General features: G+C 30.3%; 17 protein-coding genes and 2 riboswitches. Of the genes, 5 read left to right on the top strand and 12 right to left on the bottom strand.

What is annotated here, in order from left to right:
* From RDK80_RS14600 to RDK80_RS14560, 9 genes are all read right to left on the bottom strand, one after another.
* A partial coding sequence (locus tag RDK80_RS14600) for a DUF5700 domain-containing putative Zn-dependent protease (protein WP_308524685.1) occupies positions 1-553 on the bottom strand: 553 nt, incomplete at its 3' end.
* Between the two features lie 67 nt (positions 554-620).
* Positions 621-1,169, bottom strand: a complete 549-nt coding sequence (locus RDK80_RS14595; RefSeq protein ID WP_256310886.1) for a hydrolase — start codon at positions 1,167-1,169, stop codon at positions 621-623.
* 16 nt (positions 1,170-1,185) lie between these two features.
* A complete protein-coding gene (locus tag RDK80_RS14590; RefSeq protein WP_308524684.1) occupies positions 1,186-2,118 on the bottom strand; it encodes a PfkB family carbohydrate kinase in 933 nt (310 codons plus the stop codon).
* Positions 2,119-2,231: 113 nt separating this feature from the next.
* Entirely contained in the window at positions 2,232-3,401 is a 1,170-nt protein-coding gene (locus RDK80_RS14585; protein WP_308524683.1) for an iron-containing alcohol dehydrogenase, read from the bottom strand.
* Positions 3,402-3,451: 50 nt separating this feature from the next.
* A complete protein-coding gene (locus RDK80_RS14580; protein WP_216557181.1) occupies positions 3,452-4,423 on the bottom strand; it encodes an MBL fold metallo-hydrolase in 972 nt (323 codons plus the stop codon).
* 768 nt (positions 4,424-5,191) lie between these two features.
* On the bottom strand, positions 5,192-7,567 hold the full coding sequence (locus RDK80_RS14575; protein WP_308524682.1) for a homocysteine S-methyltransferase family protein: 2,376 nt from the start codon (positions 7,565-7,567) through the stop codon (positions 5,192-5,194).
* Entirely contained in the window at positions 7,557-8,234 is a 678-nt protein-coding gene (locus RDK80_RS14570; protein ID WP_216557184.1) for a methionine synthase, read from the bottom strand. The genes RDK80_RS14575 and RDK80_RS14570 overlap by 11 nt, the downstream gene beginning before the upstream one ends.
* A gap of 90 nt (positions 8,235-8,324) precedes the next feature.
* Positions 8,325-9,209, bottom strand: a complete 885-nt coding sequence (metF, locus tag RDK80_RS14565; RefSeq protein WP_216557187.1) for a methylenetetrahydrofolate reductase [NAD(P)H] — start codon at positions 9,207-9,209, stop codon at positions 8,325-8,327.
* A 111-nt stretch (positions 9,210-9,320) separates the two neighbouring features.
* Entirely contained in the window at positions 9,321-10,613 is a 1,293-nt protein-coding gene (locus RDK80_RS14560) for a homocysteine synthase (RefSeq protein ID WP_216557190.1), read from the bottom strand.
* A 117-nt stretch (positions 10,614-10,730) separates the two neighbouring features.
* Positions 10,731-10,846, bottom strand: a riboswitch (SAM riboswitch).
* Positions 10,847-11,037: 191 nt separating this feature from the next.
* Positions 11,038-11,136, bottom strand: a riboswitch (SAM riboswitch).
* A 187-nt stretch (positions 11,137-11,323) separates the two neighbouring features.
* Here RDK80_RS14560 and RDK80_RS14555 point away from each other — a divergent pair.
* Positions 11,324-13,285, top strand: coding sequence for an amidohydrolase family protein (locus tag RDK80_RS14555; protein ID WP_308524681.1), 1,962 nt, complete (start codon positions 11,324-11,326; stop codon positions 13,283-13,285).
* Positions 13,286-13,335: 50 nt separating this feature from the next.
* Here RDK80_RS14555 and RDK80_RS14550 read toward each other — a convergent pair whose 3' ends face one another.
* The 3 genes from RDK80_RS14550 to RDK80_RS14540 all read right to left on the bottom strand — a co-directional run bounded on the left by RDK80_RS14550 (position 13,336) and on the right by RDK80_RS14540 (position 16,872).
* A complete protein-coding gene (locus tag RDK80_RS14550; RefSeq protein WP_308524680.1) occupies positions 13,336-14,769 on the bottom strand; it encodes a HAMP domain-containing sensor histidine kinase in 1,434 nt (477 codons plus the stop codon).
* Positions 14,770-14,772: 3 nt separating this feature from the next.
* Positions 14,773-15,447: a response regulator transcription factor gene (locus tag RDK80_RS14545; protein ID WP_308524679.1), complete on the bottom strand. Its 675-nt coding sequence runs from the start codon at positions 15,445-15,447 to the stop codon at positions 14,773-14,775.
* Positions 15,448-15,573: 126 nt separating this feature from the next.
* Positions 15,574-16,872: a hypothetical protein gene (locus tag RDK80_RS14540; protein WP_308524678.1), complete on the bottom strand. Its 1,299-nt coding sequence runs from the start codon at positions 16,870-16,872 to the stop codon at positions 15,574-15,576.
* 240 nt (positions 16,873-17,112) lie between these two features.
* On the opposite strand from RDK80_RS14540, the gene RDK80_RS14535 reads away from it, so the two are divergent.
* From RDK80_RS14535 to RDK80_RS14520, 4 genes are all read left to right on the top strand, one after another.
* Positions 17,113-17,757, top strand: a complete 645-nt coding sequence (locus RDK80_RS14535; protein WP_216557199.1) for an undecaprenyl diphosphate synthase family protein — start codon at positions 17,113-17,115, stop codon at positions 17,755-17,757.
* Positions 17,758-17,821: 64 nt separating this feature from the next.
* Complete coding sequence (gene sdaAB, locus RDK80_RS14530) at positions 17,822-18,490, top strand: L-serine ammonia-lyase, iron-sulfur-dependent subunit beta (protein ID WP_216557202.1); 669 nt, start codon at positions 17,822-17,824, stop codon at positions 18,488-18,490.
* Positions 18,491-18,494: 4 nt separating this feature from the next.
* A complete protein-coding gene (gene sdaAA, locus RDK80_RS14525) occupies positions 18,495-19,364 on the top strand; it encodes an L-serine ammonia-lyase, iron-sulfur-dependent, subunit alpha (protein ID WP_216557205.1) in 870 nt (289 codons plus the stop codon).
* Positions 19,364-24,178, top strand: a complete 4,815-nt coding sequence (locus RDK80_RS14520; protein WP_308524677.1) for a cytidyltransferase — start codon at positions 19,364-19,366, stop codon at positions 24,176-24,178. The genes sdaAA and RDK80_RS14520 overlap by 1 nt, the downstream gene beginning before the upstream one ends.
* Positions 24,179-24,187: the final 9 nt, after the last annotated feature.

Genomic DNA, 24,187 nt, shown 5'->3' with positions numbered 1-24,187 from the left:
CATAAGTATATCTATTATTAATATTATCAATAAATAAATTTTTAAATTTATTATTTAAAGAAACTAATCTACAATGAAATAATTCATGACTAATCACCTTAGTAAATTCCTCTAGGTTATTAAAATACTTTATATAATTAATAAATATATCTTTTCTATATACTGTAAAACCTCCATCTATACCTCCTGCATAAAGATAAATATTAGGTTGGATCTTTATATTTTTAGGAATAAAATTATATACCTTAGATAATGATTCATTTATAATCATCTCTCCATTCTTATCTATATATAGTAATGCTTTCTTTAATCTAGATACATTTTCTCTTAATATATAAAAATCATATATATCCTTATATTCATTGCCTTCTTCTAATTTTATTAATTCTGCTATTATCTTTGATTTACTTATATCTCTATTGAAGCTCTTTTCATGATCTATAAATCCCTTTGTACCCTTTGATTTTGTAAACTTTATTAAAGTATCATAGTTCAGGTAATTATCTTCAAATATTTTTTCTAATAATTTAATTCCCTCAATATTAATTTTCACAAGAAACTCCTCTCCTAAAGCGTTATACTAAATATATATGGCTTTAGAAGAGGAGTATTCTTTATTCTTATTTAATTAATTTAGATAATACTTTAAATTCTGGAGTACCAGCAATTTTAAGAAGATCAAATACAATTGCTTCAGTATTTGATATAACTGCTCCAACATCTTTCATCAGTTCTAATCCATTTAAAAAGTTTTCTTTGGTTCTTGAACATACAGCATCTCTTGCAATAAATACCTCATATCCATTCTCTATTAAATCCCTAGCCGTTTGGAAAACACATATATGGGTTTCCATCCCTGTTATAATTACTTTTTTCCTACCAGTAGCATCCAATGCTTCTTTAATTTTACCTATATATGCAGAAAAATTAGTTTTTTCAAATGCCTCCTTATTATCTACAGCTTCCTTTATATCAGCTATTGTAGGACCTATTCCCTTTGGATATTGTTCTGTAACGATAATAGGCATGTTCATTTCTTTAGCCGCAGTAATCAATATCTTTGTATTATCGATTATTTGTTCCTTATATTTCATTATAGAGGCTAATTTCTCTTGAATATCAATAATAAGTAATGCTGTGTTATCTCTGTTTAATGCATATCTAGCCATTACACCACTCCTCTGCTTAATAATTAATAGGATAAATTTCTATTTGACTCATAAGTCTTTTAATATCACTTGCTTCGATCTTCATTATATCTGACTCTAAATTAGATACAATATTAAATGCTTGTCCTAATCTTATGGTCATTTCAATATCATAATTTCTATTGATACCTAAGGCAAACCCCGCTGACATACCATTATAGTCTATATTAGCTATTGTATTACCTAGATAAGGAATCTCCACCCTATAACCTCTATCTTGTCCAAGTACTAGACTTCCTCTATTTTGTAAATCTATAACTATAAACTCCACACCTCTGTCAAGGATATATCTACCAGATTTAATTATTTCATTTTCGAAATGTAAACTTACTTTAAGAATATCTTCAAGTTCTCTTTGATTAAGTATTACCATATAAGGAGTAGCATCAATTCCATAGGATAATCCATCTTCTCCTATATCTAGGATAAATTTTTTCCCCCTTTTATTAGCTAAGGTTATTAAATCAAAGTAAATATCCTTTGGCACACCTTGGGGAAGAAGAGAGCCTAATCCACAGATAATATTAGTTCTTTCAACTAGCCGAGAATATAGCTCATAAAAACTCACTATTTCCTCTCGAGTAATCCTAGGTCCTTCTTCTAATATAGTTGTATCATTCTCATTATCTTTTAATCTAATTATTGTTCTAGTTTCTTCTTTTATAGGTATAAATTCATGTGCCATCTTCATCTCTGTTAATCTTTTATGAAAATATTCTCCATTTATACCACCAAGAAATCCAGTAATGAAAGAATCTTCATTAAAGGCATCTAATAAAATTGAAGAGATGAAAGCTTTTCCACTAGGGCTACAACTAGAGAATTTAGTGTTATTGTTCTTACCCAGATATACCTTGTCTAATATATAATTTCTATCCAAATTAGGATTCAAATCTATGTTTAAAATCACATTCTCCCCCCCTTTATACAGTGCACAATTGATAATTCACAATTCACAATTAAAACCAAAATCTTAGTTTCTACTTAAACAACTACTAAGTAGAAGTAATAACCTTTTTACTTTTACAGTGCTTTCTTATAGATACTCAACACATCTTCATAGTTTAAGGCTTTGAAATTACCTACAGTTCCTCCAACGTAGTCTATTACATCTCTAGCCATGATCTCAAGTTTGTCTTCACCTATGCCTACTTCTCTAAGGGTCATTGGAATATCCAAGGATTTGAAAAACTCACTAGTCTTTTCAATAGACATCTTAGCTATTTCCATATCATCAAGACTTGAATCTATATTCCATACATTTACACCATACTCTACAAATTTCCATATAGTATTTTCATCTAATACATGTTCCATCCAATGAGGTGTTAGTATTGCTAATCCTATACCATGTGTAATATCATAGTATGCAGATAGTTCGTGTTCTAATGGATGAACTGCCCAAGCAGAGTCTTTTCCATATCCTAATAATCCATTTATAGCTAATGAAGAGGCCCACATAAGGTTTGCTCTTGCCTCATAGTTTTCTGGCTCATCTATAGCAATTCTACCATATCTCATACAAGTCTTCAGAATCGATTCTGCCAATCTATCCTGTAAATATGCTCCTTTTTCATTGCTAAAATATTCTTCAAAAGTATGGCTCATAATGTCAGCTACACCAGATGCTGTCTGATATTTTGATACAGTATAGGTATATGTTGGATCTAAAATTGAAAACTTAGGAAACATTCCAGAGTGACCAATTCCATATTTTTGATTAGTTTCCATATTACTTATAACAGCACCAGCATCCATTTCTGAGCCAGTAGCTGCTAATGTAAGTATAGTTCCAATAGGTAATACTTTTTCGATCTTTGCTTTACGAATTACTAAATCCCACGGATTACCATCATAATAATATGCAGCAGCTATAACCTTACAGCAATCTATAGTACTTCCTCCACCTACAGCTAAGATAAAATCAATATTATTATCTCTACATATCCTTACGCCTTCAGCTACAGATTCTACTCTTGGATTTGGCTCTATTCCAGAAAGCTCATAATAGGGTATATTATTCTCTCTTAAAATCTCAACCACCTTGTCATATAGTCCAATCTTTTTAATACTTCCTCCACCATAAGCTAAAAGCACCCTAGAGCCATATTTCTTTATCTGTTTTCCTAGAACTTCTATTTTCCCTTCACCAAAGAAAATTTTAGTAGGAATATTATAGTTAAAATTAAGCATATCATCATCTCCCATATAATATTTATCTTACTATTAATACCCAAAGAAATCTATTTTAACTTAAAAAACAGCTTTCCTTCTCTTAATTCTTTATTTAGCTTGCCTGTACAATATAAATGTTCTAGATGTGACATAGCTTCACCTGCCGCAAACCATTTCTGTGGAATAGGAAAATCCTCCCAACCCCTAGCTCTAATACTCCAATGCATCTGTGCAGCTACATCTCTTACAGATAATTCTCCATCCTTTAATATATGAACAATTTCACCAAGTCTTTCTTTATGATGGAATATTAATTCATTTATTCGTCTAGTATGATCTCTGATTATATTTCTATGGGCAGAAAATAAATAATCTATATCATAGGAATATACTTTTGCTAAACTATTAAAATATGTTGCTAATATATTCTCTTCAAATCCCCAAAACCCTATATTAGGTGTAATCTTATCTAATATATGATCACCACAGAAAAATAGCTTATGATTTCTTTCATACAGTCCAATATGTCCTGGAGTATGTCCTGGAATATCGATTACTTCAAAAAAATATATTCCTACCTGTATGCCTTTTCCTTCTTTCAAGTAGGTAAATTCCACAGGCTCTTTTAAACAATATTTATATCCTGGATGTTCAGAAAAGGTCACCTTATCTCTTTCTAAATCAAATAAAATCTTAAATTCTTCAAACCTTTCCCAATAATCAATTCCTGTCATTTCATTAATTAATCTTCCATCTATTTCACCTGCATAGATTTTTACTCCTGCTTCTTTAAATATGGAGGCCATTCCTGAATGATCTGCATGTAGATGGGTTATAAACAGTTCTGTATCTTTTATATCTATATTCAGTTCTTCTAACCCATTGAAAAGAGCATCAATACATTCCTCTCTATTAAATCCAGTATCTATTATCAGAGATTTATCGTTACCTTTTATTACATAGGAATTTAATGCCTTTAAAGGATTGTTAGGTAGTACCACTTCTATCATATATATATCCTCATATACCTTTGTAATCAATTTTTTCACCCCACCTTAGTATATTAACTATATGATATTTTTTTATTTATGTATTGTCAAATGAATTTAAAATAGGGACACTAATATGTCCCTATTATCCTACCACACTTATTTATTAACTACATAATTCTATCTTAAAATTCTATTTTATTCAAAATTCAATGACTAAAAATCATACTATCTCTAACCCTTATATAGATGAGCTATTTATATCGATAAATTTTCCAATTCCTAGCCTATTGAACCTAGAAAATCTTTCCGTATGAATTTTATAATACACCCAAAATATAACTTGTGTTAGTATATAGTTATGGACACAAAATTAAGTGAGCCAGCAGTTCAGAAAAATTATTAGATTCCCAAGAATCACCTACGTCTGATAGGCAAAAAACAAACTTGGAAATAACCTGTAGAATATGAAGAAACATATAAAATATTGAGGAGGATATTATGGATTATATTGAGTTTATTTGGGGGATATTAGTTATGCTTATTATTTTCATAGTGTTAATAAATTTTTGGATGAAAGTTTCAAATTTTATTGGGGAAAAGCTTGTTAAAATGATTATCTTTTTTATAAGCTCACTAAAAAACAAAAAAACATAGATAAGCAATTAATATTTTTCTAGTTAATTTACAGACTATCTATTGCTAGAAGGTATTTATTCGTATGTGTTATATATTGTTCTTATTAGTTTTATTGTTTTCCATAGTCATTGCTTTTTTGAAATAAACTGAGCACTCATTTCTCACTCAGTTTATTTTATTCTACCCTAATACCTTCCTTGCTATGGTTACAGCATCCCTTGCATCTTTAGCATAGAAATCTGCCTTTATCATATTAGCATAATCCTCATTTAAAACTGCCCCTCCAACCATAACTACAAAATTGGAATTTTCTTTTTTTAAAGTCTTTATTGTATCCTCCATATTCTTTACTGTTGTAGTCATTAAAGCGCTAAGTCCTATGAGCTTAACATCATTTTTAATTGCTTCTTCTATTATCTTTTCCTTGGGTACATCCTTTCCTAAATCTATAATTTCGTAGTTATAATTCTCTAATAGGACCTTCACTATGTTTTTACCTATATCATGGATATCCCCTTTTACAGTGGCTAGTATTATCTTACCTCTAGAGATTGAAGTTTCTGATTCCTCTTTTAGATGTTCCTTTATGATTTCAAAGGAGTTCTTTACAGTTTCAGCTGATCGTATTAACTGAGGAAGAAATATCTCCCCCTTTTCATATTTGTCCCCCATCAAATCCAGTGCAGGCACTATATATTCATTGACTATATCTAGGGGTTCCCTATATAATAGTAGATTTCCAGTTACACCTTTAGCTTCTTCTCTAATTCCCTTCAATATTATATTAAACAAATCTTCTTCACTGGTTTTATAAATCTCTTTGAAATCACTCCTATTCTTTATGTTTTCGTAGGAGTTAATATATTCTTTAGCTCCTTTGTCATCATTCCATAATACTCTAGATGATATTATTGTATCCATCATTTGCTTATTCATTGGATTTATTATCGGTAAATCCAAACCTGCATATATACTTGATGCCAAGAATGTTCTATTTAGTAATTCTCTATTTGGCAGTCCAAACGACACATTAGATACCCCAAGTACAGTCTTTACTTTTAATTTCTCCTTTACTAATTCAATAGCCTTTAATGTTTCCTTTACACCTTCTTGCTGTGCTGCAGCAGTTAATGTTAGACAGTCTATATAGATATCTTCTTTATCTATCTTATACTCCTCTGCTCTTTTCACAATTTTTTCTGCAATCTTAAACCTCTCTAAAGCCGTCGATGGTATTCCTCTTTCATCTAATGTAAGACCTACCACAGAAGCACCATATTTCTTTACTATAGGCAGAATATTATCTAGACTTTCATCTTCTCCGTTTACTGAATTAACTATAGCTTTACCATTATAAACCCTTAGTCCCCTTTCAATAACTCTAGGATTAGTAGAATCAATTTGGAGAGGAACATCTAGAATAGATTGTATTTCTTTAATAACTCTAACCATAGTTTCTTCTTCATTTATCTCTGGCAACCCTACATTTACATCTAAGATATCTGCTCCTGCTTCAACTTGAGCTATGGCTTCTCTTAATATATAATCTATATCTCCTTTAATTAAGGCTTCTTTGAAAAGTTTTTTTCCTGTAGGGTTTATCCTTTCACCGATTACCTTTACTCCATCAATAACTACTGCATTTGTAGGAGTACATATACCATTTATAGGATAATATTCTCTGTCTTGTGCTACTATATTATTTAAAGAACTAACCAAAGTCTCTATATGTTTATCCGTCGTTCCACAACATCCACCTATAACCTTTACACCCTTTTCTCCAAATCTCCTTACATATAGAGCAAATTCTTCTGGAGAGATATTATAAACTGTATTTCCATCAACTATAGATGGCAGTCCTGCATTTGCTTGAACCATAACTGGTACCTTAGAAATCTTTAATATTTCATCTACTATAGGTTCTATTTCTTTAGGACCTAACGAGCAATTAACTCCCAATGCATCTACTCCTAATCCTTGCAGTACCATGACCATAGATATAATATTGCAACCTGTAAAAGTTCTTTTATCTTTTTCAAAACTCATAGTACAAAATACTGGTAAATCTGAATTTTCCTTAGCTGCTAATATAGCTGCCTTTGCTTCATATAAATCTGTCATAGTTTCTATCAGTATTAGATCTACTCCGTTTTTTACCCCCTGAATCACTTGATCTTTAAAGATATTATAAGCATCTTCAAATCCCAATGTTCCCATAGGCTCTAATAACTCTCCAATAGGTCCTATATCTAAAGCTATATATACATCTTTTCCGTCAATAGCTTCTTTTGCATTTTTAACTGCCCTATGAATTATTTCTTCAACAGTATAACCACTATTTTTAAGTTTAAGTTCATTGGCACCAAATGTATTAGTAGTTATAATCTTTGAGCCTGCTTCTATATATTTCTTATGGATTTCAACTATTATTTCAGGTGATTCAATATTTAATTTTTCTGGTAATTCACCTATCTTTAGTCCTCTGCTTTGAAGCATAGTACCCATAGCTCCATCAAATATTATAATTCCTTCATTTAAAAAATCTCTAAGTCCCACATCTAGCATCTCCCTTACTAAAATTACATGTAGCATATTTATTACAGTTTAAACAGGTAATTTCTTCTGCCTTACTATCTATGTCTATGATTCCTGCTATTGCTGTAACTGATTTTCTAGGTATTAATATACTTTCAGATGAAGCCATAAGTCCCATGAATTTTTTTGCTCCCAATACTTCCAAAAAATCACTTTGGATATTCAATGGAAAGTCTCCATAGCCAGGACTATATCTAGAAGTTAATTTTTTATTATCTTGGGCTATAATATCACTTATATCTTTACATAATCTATTACATATTTCTTCAATAGCAGCAGTAGCACAAGCATCCAATATCAATGCCTTTGTCATATTAGTTTTTTCATAGTACCTTATTTTAGTATCCACATCATGACCTAAAGTTGCAGCCATTAGTACACAAGACTCTGATTTGTTTAAATGTTTCTTAATATCATTTCCTATTAGTTTTAGACTGCTATTATCTAACAATAGCTTACCCTTCCTCTTTGAAATACAAAAAAATCTATAAATATATTTCTCTTTCTTTAAATAATTTATTTCATCTATAGATTCTTCGATTATCATATTAGTAACACTGTCTATTTCTTGATTCTTATATCCTAAATATCTTAAAATTTCAGTCTTATTTCTTTCAATTCTATCCATGAATTATCACAACCTCTTTATATCTTTATATTAAATGAAATTTACAGACTTTCAGTTCTCTTTAATGATGCTGTAACTACTCATTGATTATTAAATCACCTTTTTTCTATTTATGGAGCTTACTATAAATTCAATATTATTAGTTATACTTTTAGCTATATAAGGATTATTCATAGTATATAAATGAATTCCCTTAATCCCAGATGATGCTAAATCTACTATTTGTTCCAGTGCGAAGGCTATTCCAGCATCCCTTAAAGCAAGCTTATCATATTCATATTTATTCATAATTCTAAGGAACTTATTTGGAAGTGAAGCTCCGCAAAGGGAGATTACTCTTTCTATTTGCTTTTTATTTATTACTGGCATAATTCCTGCCTGTATTGGAGCTTTAATTCCTTTTTGTTCTGCCTTATCTAAGAGATTATAGAAATAGGAGTTATCAAAGAAAAGTTGAGAAATAAAATAATCTGCACCAGCCTCTTCCTTTAATTTAAGTATTCTAATATCTTTATCAATATCTTTTTTGCTTTCTATATGTCCCTCAGGATAGCAAGCGGCAGCTACTCCAAAATCTCCACTTTGTTTTATATATTGTATAAGTTCTTGAGAGTTATTGAACTCTCCTACTCCTATGCTTCCAATATCACCTCTTAGGGCTAATATGTTATTTATACCTTTCTCTTTTAGTTCTTCTAGTACACAATCCATATACTCTTTACTAGAACCTATACAAGTTAAATGTGCTAAAGATTCAATATTATATCTATCCTTCATTAAATGTGATAACTGACAGGTTCTGTTGTTGTTAACACTACCCCCTGCTCCATATGTAACACTTATATAATCAGGATTTAAAACACTTAATTCTTCTATGGTATCATATACTGTCTCTATTGGATAATCAGGCTTAGGGGGGAATATCTCAAAGGAAAAAACTAAGTTTTTCTTATCAAATAATTGTTTTATATTCATATTTGCCTCCTTTAATATCTCATTATAATATTTCAATTTTATATAGATAATTATTAGGCAAATTGCTAAAACTCTTGAAGTTCTAGCAATTTGTCTATAATATGTGCTGCTTTAAGATCTTACTGCTCTCTCAAGTGCTTGCTCAATGTCTTCTATTAAATCCTCTACATCTTCTATTCCTATTGATAATCTTATTAAGTCTGGAGCAACACCTGCTTTTATTTGGTCTTCCTCATTTAGCTGTGAATGTGTAGTACTAGCCGGATGAATGACAAGAGATTTTGCATCAGCCACATTTGCAAGGTGTGAAAATATCTCTAGTGATTCTATAAATCTCTTTCCTTCTTCAACTCCACCCTTTATTCCAAACGTAAATATAGACCCTGCTCCTTTAGGAAAATACTTCTTAGCAAGATAGTTGTATTTATTTCCTTCTAAGCTAGGATAATTTACCCAAGAAACTAAAGGATGTTTGTATAGAAACTCAGCTATTCTTTTTGCATTAGCCACATGCCTTTCAACTCTCAATGATAAAGTTTCAAGTCCTTGTAAGAATAAGAACGAATTGAATGGACTTAGGGCTGCACCAGTATCTCTTAAAAGCTGTACCCTAGCTTTTACAATATAAGCCGCTTCTCCAATATCTCTTGCATATACTAAACCATGATAGCTTGGATCAGGTGTATTGAATCCTAGAAACTTAGGGTTATTTAGCCAATTAAATTTTCCAGAATCAACTATTACTCCTCCTATTGAGGTCCCATGACCTCCAATGAATTTTGTTGCAGAGTGAACTACAATATCTGCTCCAAATTCTATAGGCCTTATGAGATACGGTGTACCAAATGTATTATCTATAATTAAAGGTATATTGTTTTCATGTGCAATCTTAGCCACAGCCTCAATATCAATAAGATTTATTCCAGGATTTCCTATACTTTCTATATAAACTGCCTTAGTATTCTCATTTATAGCCTTTCTAAAGTTTTCTGGATCATCTGGATCAACAAAAACTGTATTTATACCTAACTTTGGTAAAGTTGTAGAAAACAAAGTATGAGTGCCTCCATATAATGTACTTGCTGATATTATCTCATCTCTAACACCAGCAATATTCAAAATTGCATAAGTAATGGCAGCTGAACCAGAACCAACGGCTAATGCTCCAACTCCCCCTTCTAATGCTGCTATTCTCTTTTCAAAGGCATCAGTTGTTGGGTTCATTATTCTTGTATAAATATATCCTTCTTCTTTTAATGCAAATAGATTTGCTCCATGTTCAACACTGTCAAAAACATAGGATGTAGTTTGGTATATAGGCACTGCCCTAGATCCAGTAGTTTTATCAACTTCCTGTCCTGCATGTACTTGTAATGTATCAAATTTTAATTTTCTTTCACTCATTATAATCTCTCCTTTATTCAATAAAATTTATTTGCTACTAGATAATAAAAAACCTCCTTTCCTAATTTTTTAATATTAGATGAAAGGAGATTACACTCATAACAGTATGCAAACACCTTCTCATCTTTCTCTAAGTTCGATTGAACTTAGGGTAGGATTTGGCACCTTTTCAGATTAATCTGAAGGTTGCCGAAGTTTCACAGGGCCTTTCCCTCCACCTCTCTTGATAAGAATATTAAATTATTGAATTTTTAAAATTATACTTATCCATAATTTTTTCGCAGTTTCGCAACTCAAATCTATTTACTCGCTACGCTCGTATAGATTTGGTGCTCATTGCGTTTGACCTACTAAAGCTCACTCTCGTTCGCTAAGTTAGGTCATAAAAAAACCTCTTTAGCTAAAAAGAGGTAAAATAATCGAAATCTTATCTCTCAGCTAATGCTGTAGGATTTAGCACCATGTAATTAATACTGGTTGCTGGGTTTCATAGGGCCTTTCCCTCCACCTCTCTTGATAAGTCTAATTTTAAATTAAGCTAATTATATTAGATAATGAAATAGATGTCAATAGTTGTTTTATATATTTAATTTTATTTTTAATAATTGAATTCCATTAATTGTCTTTGTTTTGTAAAGACTTCTTCTTTTCTTTATGATAAAATATTACATTATGAGACAAGCTATTTAAAAAAGAGAGGAAGTGTGCAAGTGAATCTCAAAAGAGTAATTTTTTTATCATTATCAATTATTATGTTGTTAAATATAATACCCGTTCAAACCTTTGCCGATAACCCGATTATATATGACATAGTCATAAAAGGTGGAACTGTTTATAATCCATCTACGGATCACGAACTTAAGGATTATAATATTGGAATAATTGGTTCTAAGGTAGAAAAAATAACCAAGGAAGAATTGAAAGGAGAAAAAGTAATTGATGCAGATGGTCTTGTTATTTCTCCTGGATTTGTAGACCTTATATCATATGATCCAAACTCTGTGGGTATAGAGTTAAAGGTATTGGATGGTGTAACTAGCAATCTAGCTATGCATGGTGGTACCGAGGATGCTGTCTCTTGGTATAGAGCTTGGGAAAAAAATGGAGTATTGGCTAACTTTGGGGCTTCATCTTTTGTTACAAGACATAGATGGCCTATTGTAGGATATGGCGTAGATACTGAAGTAACTAAGGAAGAGGATATACAAAAATTAGTAGATGTTGTAAGAAAAAATGTTGAAGCTGGTGCATTAGGCATTTCTTTTAGCTTTGAATATGTACCTGGAGTAAAAAATGAAGTTATTCCACTATTAAATTTAGCTAAGGAATATAATCTACCTACCTTCTATCATTTAAGACATTCAGATGAAGAAAAAGGCTTAGATGGCATTCAAGAAGTAATAGATTATGGAAAAGAAACTGGCGCTATAATCCATATTATGCATATCAACAGTACAGGCGGTACTTTTGTTATGGACAAGGCTTTGGATATGGTAAAAAAGGCTAAGGAGGAAGGCTTGGATATTACAACTTGTTTTTATCCATATGACTATTGGGCAACCTATATAGATTCAGCTCGTTTCCGTCCAGGCTGGCAAGATAGGTTCAAAATCACTTATGAAGATTTACAGATAGGCGGTACAGATATTAGAATTACAAAAGATACATTCGATAGGTATCGTCAGCAACATCTATTAGTTGCCGCCCATGGTTCCATGCCTGAATCAGAACTTATAATGCTCTTAAAAGACCCTGACACTATGATAGGAAGTGATACTATCATAGAGCCAAGCTATAATAATCATCCTAGAGGCGCTGGAACTTATAGCCGTGTATTTGGTAAATATGTTAGAGAAGAAAAAGTATTATCTATAATGGATGCAATAAAGAAAGTATCTTACCTCCCTGCTAAAAGAATGGAAAGTTCCGCTCCTTCTATGAAATATAAGGGTAGAATAGAAGTTGGAGGAGATGCAGATATTACTATATTCAATCCAGATACAATAATAGACAAATCTACTGTAAAAGATTCTGGTGCTCCTTCAGTTGGAATCGAATATGTACTCGTCAATGGGGTTATCGTAAAAAATAAAGATGGTATAGTTAAAGGAGTAAAACCTGGAAAACCTGTGAAATCCTACTTTGTAGACAAAACTCCTGATAATGAACCTATTGACTTCAAAATCAAAGTAGATGATAAAGAAGAAGTGTCTATGGAAAAAATATATAAAATTGATGATAAAATATATCTTCCTATAAGAGAAACCTTTGAAACACTAAATATTCCAGTTGAAAACTCAATAGATGGTAGTATAAATATCGGAAATATATTAAATTTAGAAATTGGAAGTAGAAAGGCTAATTTAAGAGAAAAAGAATTGCAATTAATAGGTGAACCAATTATATATAAAGAAAACACCTATATTTCTCTTGAAGATCTCAATATATTGTTAAATGAGGATTATGAAATAAATCAATCTGAAAACTTATTGGATTTAAAACTAATTGCGACAAAAGACGATGCTAGAGAAGCTTTTCAACATAGTGATGATGAAAAACCAACCGAATCAAAAGAATCTCCATCAAAAAATAATAAAACTATATTTATTGTATACGGTGTTTCAGCTCTAATAATAGTTTTAGTATTATTAGGACTTAAACGAAAAAAATAACGATATAATCATTAAAATAATAGGGAAAATCTATAGATTTTCCCTATTATTTATTGTTCTATATTGATAAACTTAACTCTAAAACAAATTCTATCTTCGTAAATTTTATAGTCAATATATGCTTTGTTCTTTTCAGCTAATTCTTTACAAATGAATAATCCTAACCCTGAGCTCATCTGAGTATGTTCTCCATAATTATATTTAATAAATGGCTCTAAAAGTTTTTCTCTTATTTCCTTTGGAATAGGTAAAATTTTATTCTCTACAATAATACAGACATAATCTTCAGATTTACATTTAATGCTTATCTTTCCATCTTGACTATACTTAATTCCATTGTCAATCAAATTCTTAATTATAGTCCGTACCTCTTCCTTTATAGCAAAAATTATAGTATCATCACAATCAAAGCAGATATTAATTTTTTGCTTATTAAAAGTTAGCTCAAACTCATAGATTATTTTAGCTAATAATTCTTTAATGTTAAAACTTTCTGGTTCATATTCCTCTAATTGTTCACATCTAGCAACAACTAACATATTTTGAATAAGCTTATACATTCTTTCAGATTCAGCTATAATCCTGCTGTAAGCTCTTTCCGTTACTTCCTTGTCTAGGTTTCCTTTTTGCAATAATTGAGTATATCCTAAAATTGAAGTAATAGGAGTTTTCATTTCATGAGTTGCATAATTGAAGAAATCCCTAGATTCTTTCTCCAATTCTTCTATCTTTTTCTTTTCTAACTGTAGATATCTCATCTGCTCCATTATTTGATCTTCCATTTTATTAAAATGATCGATCAGTATGCCTATCTCATCATTATTCCTAGTTTTTAATCCATTAGAAAACTTACCTTGTCCTATAAAAGTCATGGCCGTTGCTAGATCGTTTAAAGGATCTGTTGTTTTCTTCAGCCAAATATAATTGACTAGAATCATCACTATAAATAGGATGAGTTGAATAAATATAATCCTTATCATCAAATTAACATTATTATTGTATTCATTTAAATAATTTTTTTGAAATGCAAAAATCCCTATGTAATCATCCTCAATATAAATAGGGTAAGAATAAGTAGCATATAATTTTGTTTTTTGGTTGTGAATATATAATAATGATGATTTTTTATCGCTATCTAGAACTATATTTTCTACACTTTCCTCCTCTAGCAATTCCCCAGCGAATTGTCTGAAATTATCTTCAAAATAATTCATAGACAAATATATATCATATTGTTTACTGACAGTATTTAAGACAGACCATATCTCATTTTTATTATTTAAACTATTTTTTTCACTGCTAATAGGATATTGTCTCTTTATTTCAGAAAAAACAATGTCCCTTATCTTCTCCATATCATTTATAATGAAGGTTTGTAAATTATTTTCAAATATTCCCCATATGATCAAATTAATTAGAATAAGCACAATTATACTAATAAATACAATACCTACTGTAATTTTACCTTTAATAGTTCTTAACATCTTCTACCTCATAACATAGCCTGTACCAAATACAGTTTCTATGATGGTATCTCCAGGCATTTTTAATTTAGCTCTGATCCTTCTAATATGTACATCCACTGTCCTAGCATCTCCATAATAGTCATATCCCCACACTCTATCTAGAAGTTCTGGTCGTGAAAATACTTGATTTCTATGATTAAGTAAATAGAAAAATAGTTTAGACTCTTGCCTCTTTAGCTCTATCTCTTTTCCATTCTTAAATACCCTTTCCCCCATTATATCTACCTCTATATCTCCTTTTAATCTCATTATCTGTTTAGTAAATGAGGATTTATCTTTTTCTAAGCTTCTAAACAATGCTTTTATTCTAACTATAACTTCCCTTATTTCAAATGGCTTTACAATATAGTCATCTGCTCCTAATTCTAATCCAACAATCCTATCAAAGATATTATCTCTAGCTGTAATCATAATCACCAAATAATTATTTGATATCTCTCTGCATATTTCAAAACCATCTATATCTGGTAGCATAAGGTCTAATAAGACCAACTCTGGATTAAAACTTTTTATTGCATCTAATGCAGATCTACCATTAAATACACTTTTGACCTCATATCCTTCATCTATTAATGCTATAGTTAAGATATCATTGATTGAATATTCATCTTCAACTACCAATATTTTTTTACTCATTATACTCACCCTAATCTTCGTAATGATTATATAAGCACTTTAAAATGAGTATAACTATATTTTATTATACTCATTTTAATTGTATCTTAAATTTATCCCACCATCAATGTCTATACTTATATTAAATCAATCATCACTATATTTAATATAGTATTTTTGATATATCATCTTTTCCGTTGTTAATACACCTTTCATCTTATTTATTTCCATAGCATCAAACATCTCTTTTCCATCTTCACTAATTACAATCCACTTATTTAAATACCACTGCTCTGATTCTTCTTTAGGCTCCTCCTCGAGTATGGCATTCATTTCATCATGTAATACCTGTTTTAGATACCTCTTTACAGGTATTACAACTCTATCATTTATCTTAAACTCTTCTATCAGCAATATATTATGTCCCACATACTCAGCATATATATTTATTTCCTTAGGCGCTTCAAGTAATAAATTATATTGATTAGTCTTAAAATTTAATTTACCAATATAAATAGTTTTAAATAAATATCCCTCTACATTTTTATCCATAAACAATATCATCTCGTCATTATCTTTCATTACAGCCTCTATCTTGTCTGCCTTACCATATCTGTTTAAGTCAATATATTCTTCTAAATCATAATATTCATCCTTAAAAACTATCTTATATATTTTAAAATCTTTATCATCTACCCAGACTAATGATTGCAAGGCATTCACATAATAAATTGCCCCCTCTCTTTCCTCATTTTTCATTTTATATATTTTATTATTTTCTATATCATATATATATCTTTTCCAATCACTTCCATCATTAATTATTCCCTCACTAATAATTAAGTAATTTTCATTTTCTGAAACTGGCCGTATAAAGTAAAGCTTATGACGACTATCACCTTTTAACTTATTTACTACATCCGTTAATTCTGGCCAAGGTTTAGGAATATCCTCAACCTTGTAATCTACAGTAAATACCACATCTTCCACAAAATTAATAAATTTTGTATCCTGCGGATAAACCTTTGAATGACGTCCTTGGAGGTAATTATGATACATCTTAGAAGTTCTTACTAAATTATTATCTTTATCTATTTTATATAGATATTCCATTTGAGCCTCTCGTTCCAAATCCGAATGGTTTGAATATCCATGTCCTTCCCAAAAATATCCATATACTTCCCCTTGATAATAGAAACATGGATAAAAATAGTATCCTTCCTCTAATTGAAACTCTACTGTTTTTGAAGTTACATGCTCTATAGAGTTAGAATTCACAGCCTTACTATTTTTATAATTCTTAGAACTACCATCTTCTTTATCATTCACACTTACATCATCTTCGATTACAACTCTTTTTGCATTATATTGTTTCTTTTCTTTACAACCAGTTAATCCAATAGTTAAACCTAAGATTATGGCTATTAATACTATCTTTTTATTCATCTCTTATCCCTCCTAATCCGTATCTTATCATAAAATTATTACAAACTAGGTTGAAGATGTTACCAGATTATTAACTTTTTGTACTTATATAGCTGTGGGCAATTACTCATAGTCTTTAATTTATGTATCATACGCGACTGACTTAATAAATAGTGTTAAACTATTTCGAAACCTTTTATGAATTCTTTTATTTTTTTATGGAATACTAAGTTTAACAAAATTTAGGAGGTAATATTAGTTATGAGAATTCCGAATCATATAGGTGTGATTCCAGATGGAAATAGACGGTGGGCTGTAGATCAAGGAATGACTAAGGAGAAAGGATATAATAAAGGTTTAAATCCTGGTCTAGAATTGTTTAAACTTTGCGAAGAAATTGGGATAAAAGAAATTACCTACTACGGTTTTACAGTAGATAATACTAAGAGACCTAAATTTCAAAGACTTGCATTTACAAAAGCTTGTATTGATGCAGTCAATATGCTATCTAAAGAAAATGCTGATCTCTTAGTCTTAGGAAATACGGAATCAGATATGTTTCCCAAGGCTCTTTTACCCTTTGCACTCAAAAGGCAACGATTTGGAACTGGTGGAATTAAAGTGAATTTTTTAGTTAACTATGGTTGGCAATGGGATCTAAAAGACTATTTTTTAGAAGGAGAAAACAAATCTGATTTATTAAGTACAATAAAATCTCGGGATATATCTAGAGTTGATATGATAATTAGATGGGGTGGTCGAAGAAGACTTAGCGGTTTTTTACCGCTGCAATCAGTCTATTCAGATTTTTATATAATTGATGAATACTGGCCAGATTTTAAACCTGAACATTTTTATGGAGCATTAGAATGGTATAATAATCAAGATATTACTCTTGGGGGTTAAACTTATTGCGAAATTGGGTATAAAATGATAGAATTAGTAGACTATCAAAATAGGGGGTAATGCAATGAAAGATTATGGAGTGTTTGATATACTTGGTCCAGTTATGATTGGTCCATCAAGCTCACATACTGCTGGTGCTGCTAGATTAGGTAAAATTGCTAAAGATATTGTTGGTACTGAGTTTCATAAGGTAGTTTTCTATTTACATGGTTCATTTGGTAAAACCTTTGAAGGCCATGGTACTGACAAAGCCTTAGTAGCAGGTATTCTTGGAATGGACCCCTCTGACGAAGAACTTAGAGATTCTTTTGAGATTGCAAAGTCTAAAGGCATAGATTTTGAGTTTATAGAAGCTGATCTAGGTTATCAACATCCAAATACTGTAAAAATAGTTTTTAAGTTTGAGGATAAAGAGGACATTTATATTATAGGTTCATCTATTGGCGGTGGAAGCATATTAATTACAGATATCAATGGAAATAAAGTAGAATTTAGTGGAGATTATCCAACTATCATTATTAAATATATAGATCAAAAAGGTGTCATATCTCGTATTAGCTCAATCCTTTCAACTAGTGAAATCAATATTGCTACAATGAAAGTAACAAGGGAAAATGATATTGCTACTATGGTGGTAGAAACAGACTCTGATATTAATAAAAAAGTTGTAGATGAAATCGATCAATTAAACGAAATAATATACATTAAAGGGATAAATCCAATCAAGAGGTGATTTTATGTTTAATAAAGCTGAAGAGCTAATAAAATTATGTAACGAAAATAACAAGAGAATATCTGAAATAGTAATTGAAAAGGAAATTAAAAACGCTGATATTTCATACGATGAATTGATGAATAGAATGAGAGACACCTTATCTGTAATGAAAAGTTCTGCCACATCTGCCTTAGATAAAGAAGTGAAATCCGTTAGTGGACTAACTGGCGGCGACTCTAAAAAAGTTGAAGAATATAAGAATTCTGGAAATACTTTATCTGGTAGTTTGATAGTATCTGCTATGGCTAAGGCACTATCTACATCGGAGATAAATGCTTCTATGGGTAGAATAGTTGCAGCTCCAACAGCTGGTGCTTCAGGAATTGTGCCCAGCGCATTATTATCTGCTAAAGAAAAGTTAAATCTAACAGATGATCAACTTATTATGGGTCTTTTCACAGCCGCGGGTATTGGAGAAATCGTAGCCAAAAATGCAACAGTTTCTGGGGCTGAAGGTGGTTGTCAAGCGGAATGTGGGACTGCCGCTGCTATGGCGGCAGCTGCTATTGTAGAAATGGCTGGCGGAACACCTGAATCTTCTTTTAATGCCGCATCCTTTGCATTAGTTAATATAATGGGTCTTGTATGTGATCCTATAGGTGGATTAGTAGAATATCCCTGTGCTCTTCGAAATGCATCTGGTGTTGTAAATGCACTTACTTCTGCTGATTTAGCATTGGCTGGTGTAAAATCATTAGTTCCCTTTGATGAAGTAGTTGAAGCTATGTATAAAGTGGGTAAACTATTGCCAGAATCATTGAGAGAAACTGCATTAGGAGGTGTTGCCACTACCCCGACAGGCGAGAGACTTAGAAGGGAGATTCAACACTAATGAAAGAAATTATTAATAATTTTTTTAATAAGGAAATAGATAAAGGTTATTTAGTAAAATATAAAGAAACTCTTCTCAAATATATTAGTAACGAAAAGTTTCAAAACCAATTAGACTTTAAATTTGAAGACAGAAACTTTTCTGTCTTTTCTTTATTAGATCTATTCTTAGATTATTTTAATGAATATAATCCAGATACACAGGAAAATTGGTTAAAATCCATATTTAATTGGGTTATTAATAAATCATTTCCCCATAAGGGCATAAAGGATTTTAACCCTAATTTAACTTCCTTATATGAATTTTTCGTAAGATCTATGAATTATTTTATAGTAGAACTAAAACTTTTTGATAATAATTTTATTGAAAAATATCCTATTTCTTTTTTAACTGGTGAAGAAGAGCTGAATAAGAATATATCTAAAGAATATTTTATATTTAAAAGTATATTTAATAATTGTTATATTAATGAGCTAATGCATTTAGATATGGCAATCACTGGTCATAACACTCTAGACCATGTAATAGGAGTAAATCATCTTAGTATGTATATAGCAAGACAGCTTTATGCTATTGGTCTTCCTGTAGATTTAGGGGTTGTGGCAGGAGCCAGCCTAGGACATGATATAGGTAAATATGGAGTATTAGATGAAGATAGTAAAAGAGTTCCTTACCTTCACTATTATTATACTGAAGAATGGTTTAAAAGATTTAAAATGGATAAAATTGGACATATTGCAACTAATCATTCAACTTGGGATTTAGAATTAGAGACATTGCCTATTGAATCTCTAATACTTATATATTCGGATTTTAGAGTTAAAAACAAAGTTGAAAACAATGATTATAATATGCATATATTCTCCTTAGAAGAATCCTTTGATGTAATACTCCAAAAATTAGACAATGTAGACGAAACCAAAGAAAATAGATATAGAAAAGTATATAAGAAATTAAAAGATTTTGAAGATTATATTATATCCTTGGGAATAGACACTACATTAAATGGTTCTTTAACAGAACCATTTAAAAAACCATTTGAGTTAATGAATAAGCAAGAGGTAATCAGTAATATAAAATATATGTCTATAGAACACAATATCAATTTAATGTCTAGACTAACAGATAGTGTTTCTTTTAATACTATTATAGAAATGGCAAGGGGAGAAAATAATTGGAGGAAACTTCGACTCTATCTCCAAATCTTCAAAGAATACTCAACTTATTTAACGCAAAGTCAGAAAATCACTACATTACATTTTCTATCAGATTTGCTTCTTCATACTGGAGATGATATTAGAAAAGAAGCTGCTGAGCTGATTGGTAAGTTAATTGCACTATTTGATGAAGAATATCGAAAGGAATTGCCAAAGTCAATAAAATTTAACGCTCGATCAAAGCCTTCAGAAGACTTGCTAGATGAATTTCTAAATAATTTATTGTTTCCTGACCATAAAATTGCAGATTCTCAACGAGAATGGCTTTATAATCTAAAAAATACAATAAAATCTTTATTTGAGGAATCTCACAAGTCCAATCATAGAAAATATTTTGATATCTTAGCTAAATACTATGATGACTATGCTAATTTATCCATCATAGGACAGTTCTATTTATCACAAACAATTGACTATATACCAATTCCCAGTCTAGATGAGAAAAGACTATTTAAATTATTCACCTATACATTAAAACAATTAGATTCAGATAATATGGAGATAAGACTAACTACTTTAGATAGTATATCACAGATGTTAATAAATACAGATAACGTTATATTTATAGCTTCTATTAGGAATTGGCTTATAGCAAATTTAAACAAGTCCCCTATCTTAGGAGAAAACTATTTAAAATATATAATAGGGAAAAAGATAAATATCTCTCCTAATTATCAAGTAATATTAAGTAAAAATTATAGTGAAAATGAAACCTCAGAAATTTTTCTTCAAAATTTAAAAACTGCAACTGAGTGGGTAAAAAAGAAAATAAATATAGATATGCTTTATGACCAAGTAGTTAAGAACCCTTCTGCTAAAGGGCTTCATACTGCAATGCACCTATGTAATATACTTAAGGTAAGTGCTATAGAGAGGGTTAGAAATTATAGTGGCATTACCCTATTAAATATATTTCATCTATTATCATTAGAAGAGAGAAATGATGTGGCTATAGAGCTTTTAAGAGCCTTAGAAATGGATTCTTATCAATTTGCAAAATTTATTCCTCTTTATTTAGGTCAATTGCTACTATACTTGCCTCCTAAAGAATTAGATGAAATCATAGATGATTTTGAAGATAAAATTAAAATATCTAGCATAAGTGTTGTCTTCTTGCTTCTAAATACTATAGCCATATGTATAGAAAACTATAAATCTTATATAACTAAATTTGAAGAAGAATCACAAATTCATAACCATAGAATAGACAGACTTCTAGGCTTATTCTCCATAGCTATGGCTTCCTATAATAATGATATAAAAAATGAATCTCTAAGGGTTTTAAGCTCTACTCTATTTAAATCGAATATCTTAAGTTTGGATGAAAAATATAATATATTCAATAAGATCGGAAAAAAAATCTTAACTCTTTCAGATGATAATAGAGAAGATGATTTCTTATTCTATAATAATGCAGCTTCACTAAATCATATATACAGATTTATATCAGACTACGAGTTTTTCCACGGTTCTTTAGAACCAGTTGATGATCAAAATATAGCATTTTTCCCAGGTAGCTTTGATCCATTCTCCCTAGGCCATAAGGAAATAGCTATTGAAATAAGAGATCAAGGATTCCAAGTATATTTGGCAGTAGATGAATTCTCATGGTCCAAACGAACTGAACCTCATAACTTTAGAAGAAATATTGTAAATATGAGTATTGCAAATGAAAAGGATATTTATTTATTTCCAAAAAACACACCAATAAATATCAGTAATCCAATAGATTTAGACAGCTTAAGAAAATTATTTCCTAAAAAGGAAGTATATATTGTAGTTGGCTCTGATGTCTTAATCAATGCAGCTGCATATAAAAAAGAGAGTATTATTTTGGATTTTCCTCACATAATTTTTGATAGGAAATCTAGTATTTCTAAAGATGATGACGAGAAGACTCTAGAGAAAAGTATTAAAAATATAAGATCTAAAGTCATTAGACTCTCTCTACCTCCTAGATATGAAGATATTAGCTCAACGCAAATAAGACAAAATATAGATTTAAATAGAGATATATCAAAATTTATAGATCCCCTAGCAGAATCTTATATCTATAACTATGGACTATATCTAAGGGAACCACAATACAAAACATTGATTCAATCTAAAATAATTGAAATAGAAACTATAAGGAACCTGAATCAAAATATTTTAGAAGAAATAAAAGAACAGTTTGGAGATGCAATAGACATAAATCATTTTAATTCTCTTAGAAAAAAACTAAATTATAGAATTCTATTAGTAAGGGATTCTGTAACTAATAATCTATTAGGCTTTTCTAGTTTTTATTGGGTTCGCCAAAATATGCTATATGATGAATTCCATGATTCAAATATCACAGACTATATAAGGAAAAATGCAAAGGGAAGGATTATCTTAATATCAGGAATATGTGTTCAAAACGATGATGAATATCTCGTAGAGATAGTTCTAAATGAAACATTATCTTTAGCTATAACTAGAGATTACAATTATGCTTTATATAATAACTCCTTACTGAAGAATAAAAATTCTGAGGTTGAAAGACAGTTATTATTGCAAGGCTTCCTAATGACAGATTTTGTATATAATGAAAACTCTCTGTTTATAGTGGATATGAATAATCCAATGACTTTGAATCTAGACTTAGAAAATATGTTGAAGCCTCCATATAGCACTGATACAAAAATACTGGAAACCATAAGAAATACTAGAAACAAACTTAAAGAAGCCTTATCTGCTCTTTATCCAGGTGAGCTCTTACTTACCTATAATAGGGATATGACTTATAGTAAATTGATTCAAAAAATTTGTGATGCAAATGAAGTAAGTATAATTCCATCACCAATTAAAGAATTTGGTCCTAATATGTGTGTACCATTTGGCTCAATATTAAACAGCAGTATAATACCAAATACAGTTACTAAAACTATGCACACAGAAAAAATATTCGAACCTGATATTGTTAATTTTACAGTAGGCTCATCTCCTTACTATTTATCCCTAGAAGAACAGGCTAAGGTATTAAAATCTTTTAATAAGCCCGTCATATTAGTTGACGATTTACTTAGTAAAGGCTATAGAATAAATGTCATAGAACCAATTTTAAGAAATGCAGGTGTAGAAATAAGAAAAATTATAGTAGGTATACTTTCTGGAAAAGGAAAAGAAATAGGTGAAATAAAAGGTATAGAATTAGATTATGCCTACTTTATGCCTAACCTAAAGCTGTGGTTTAATGAAAGTAGTCAATATCCTTATATAGGTGGGGATATGGTAGGAGATAGTATCTTAGAATCATTTTCAATCCCTAGTATCAACATGATTTTACCCTATGTATCGCCTAGATTCATAAAAAATACTAAAAACGATGCAATATATAATCTATCAGAAATTTGCCTAGAAAATAGTCTTAGTATTTTTAAAGCAATAGAAGAAGTCTATCAATCAGTCAATGAAAAGAACCTTAGCATTAAATGCTTAGGAGAAGTTCTCGTATCACCAAGACATCCAGATATAAATAAAAATATGGACTTAAATAAAAATATTAAGCCTTCTACTTATATAGAAATGGACTTACAATATTTAAGAAGATTAGAAAATATCATAAGACGATAAATAAGGGGG

Origin of the sequence: uncultured Tissierella sp., assembly GCF_902479755.1 — a bacterium.
Lineage (GTDB): Bacteria > Bacillota > Clostridia > Tissierellales > Tissierellaceae > Tissierella > Tissierella carlieri.
This window is presented reverse-complemented; position numbering and strand designations above follow the sequence as displayed.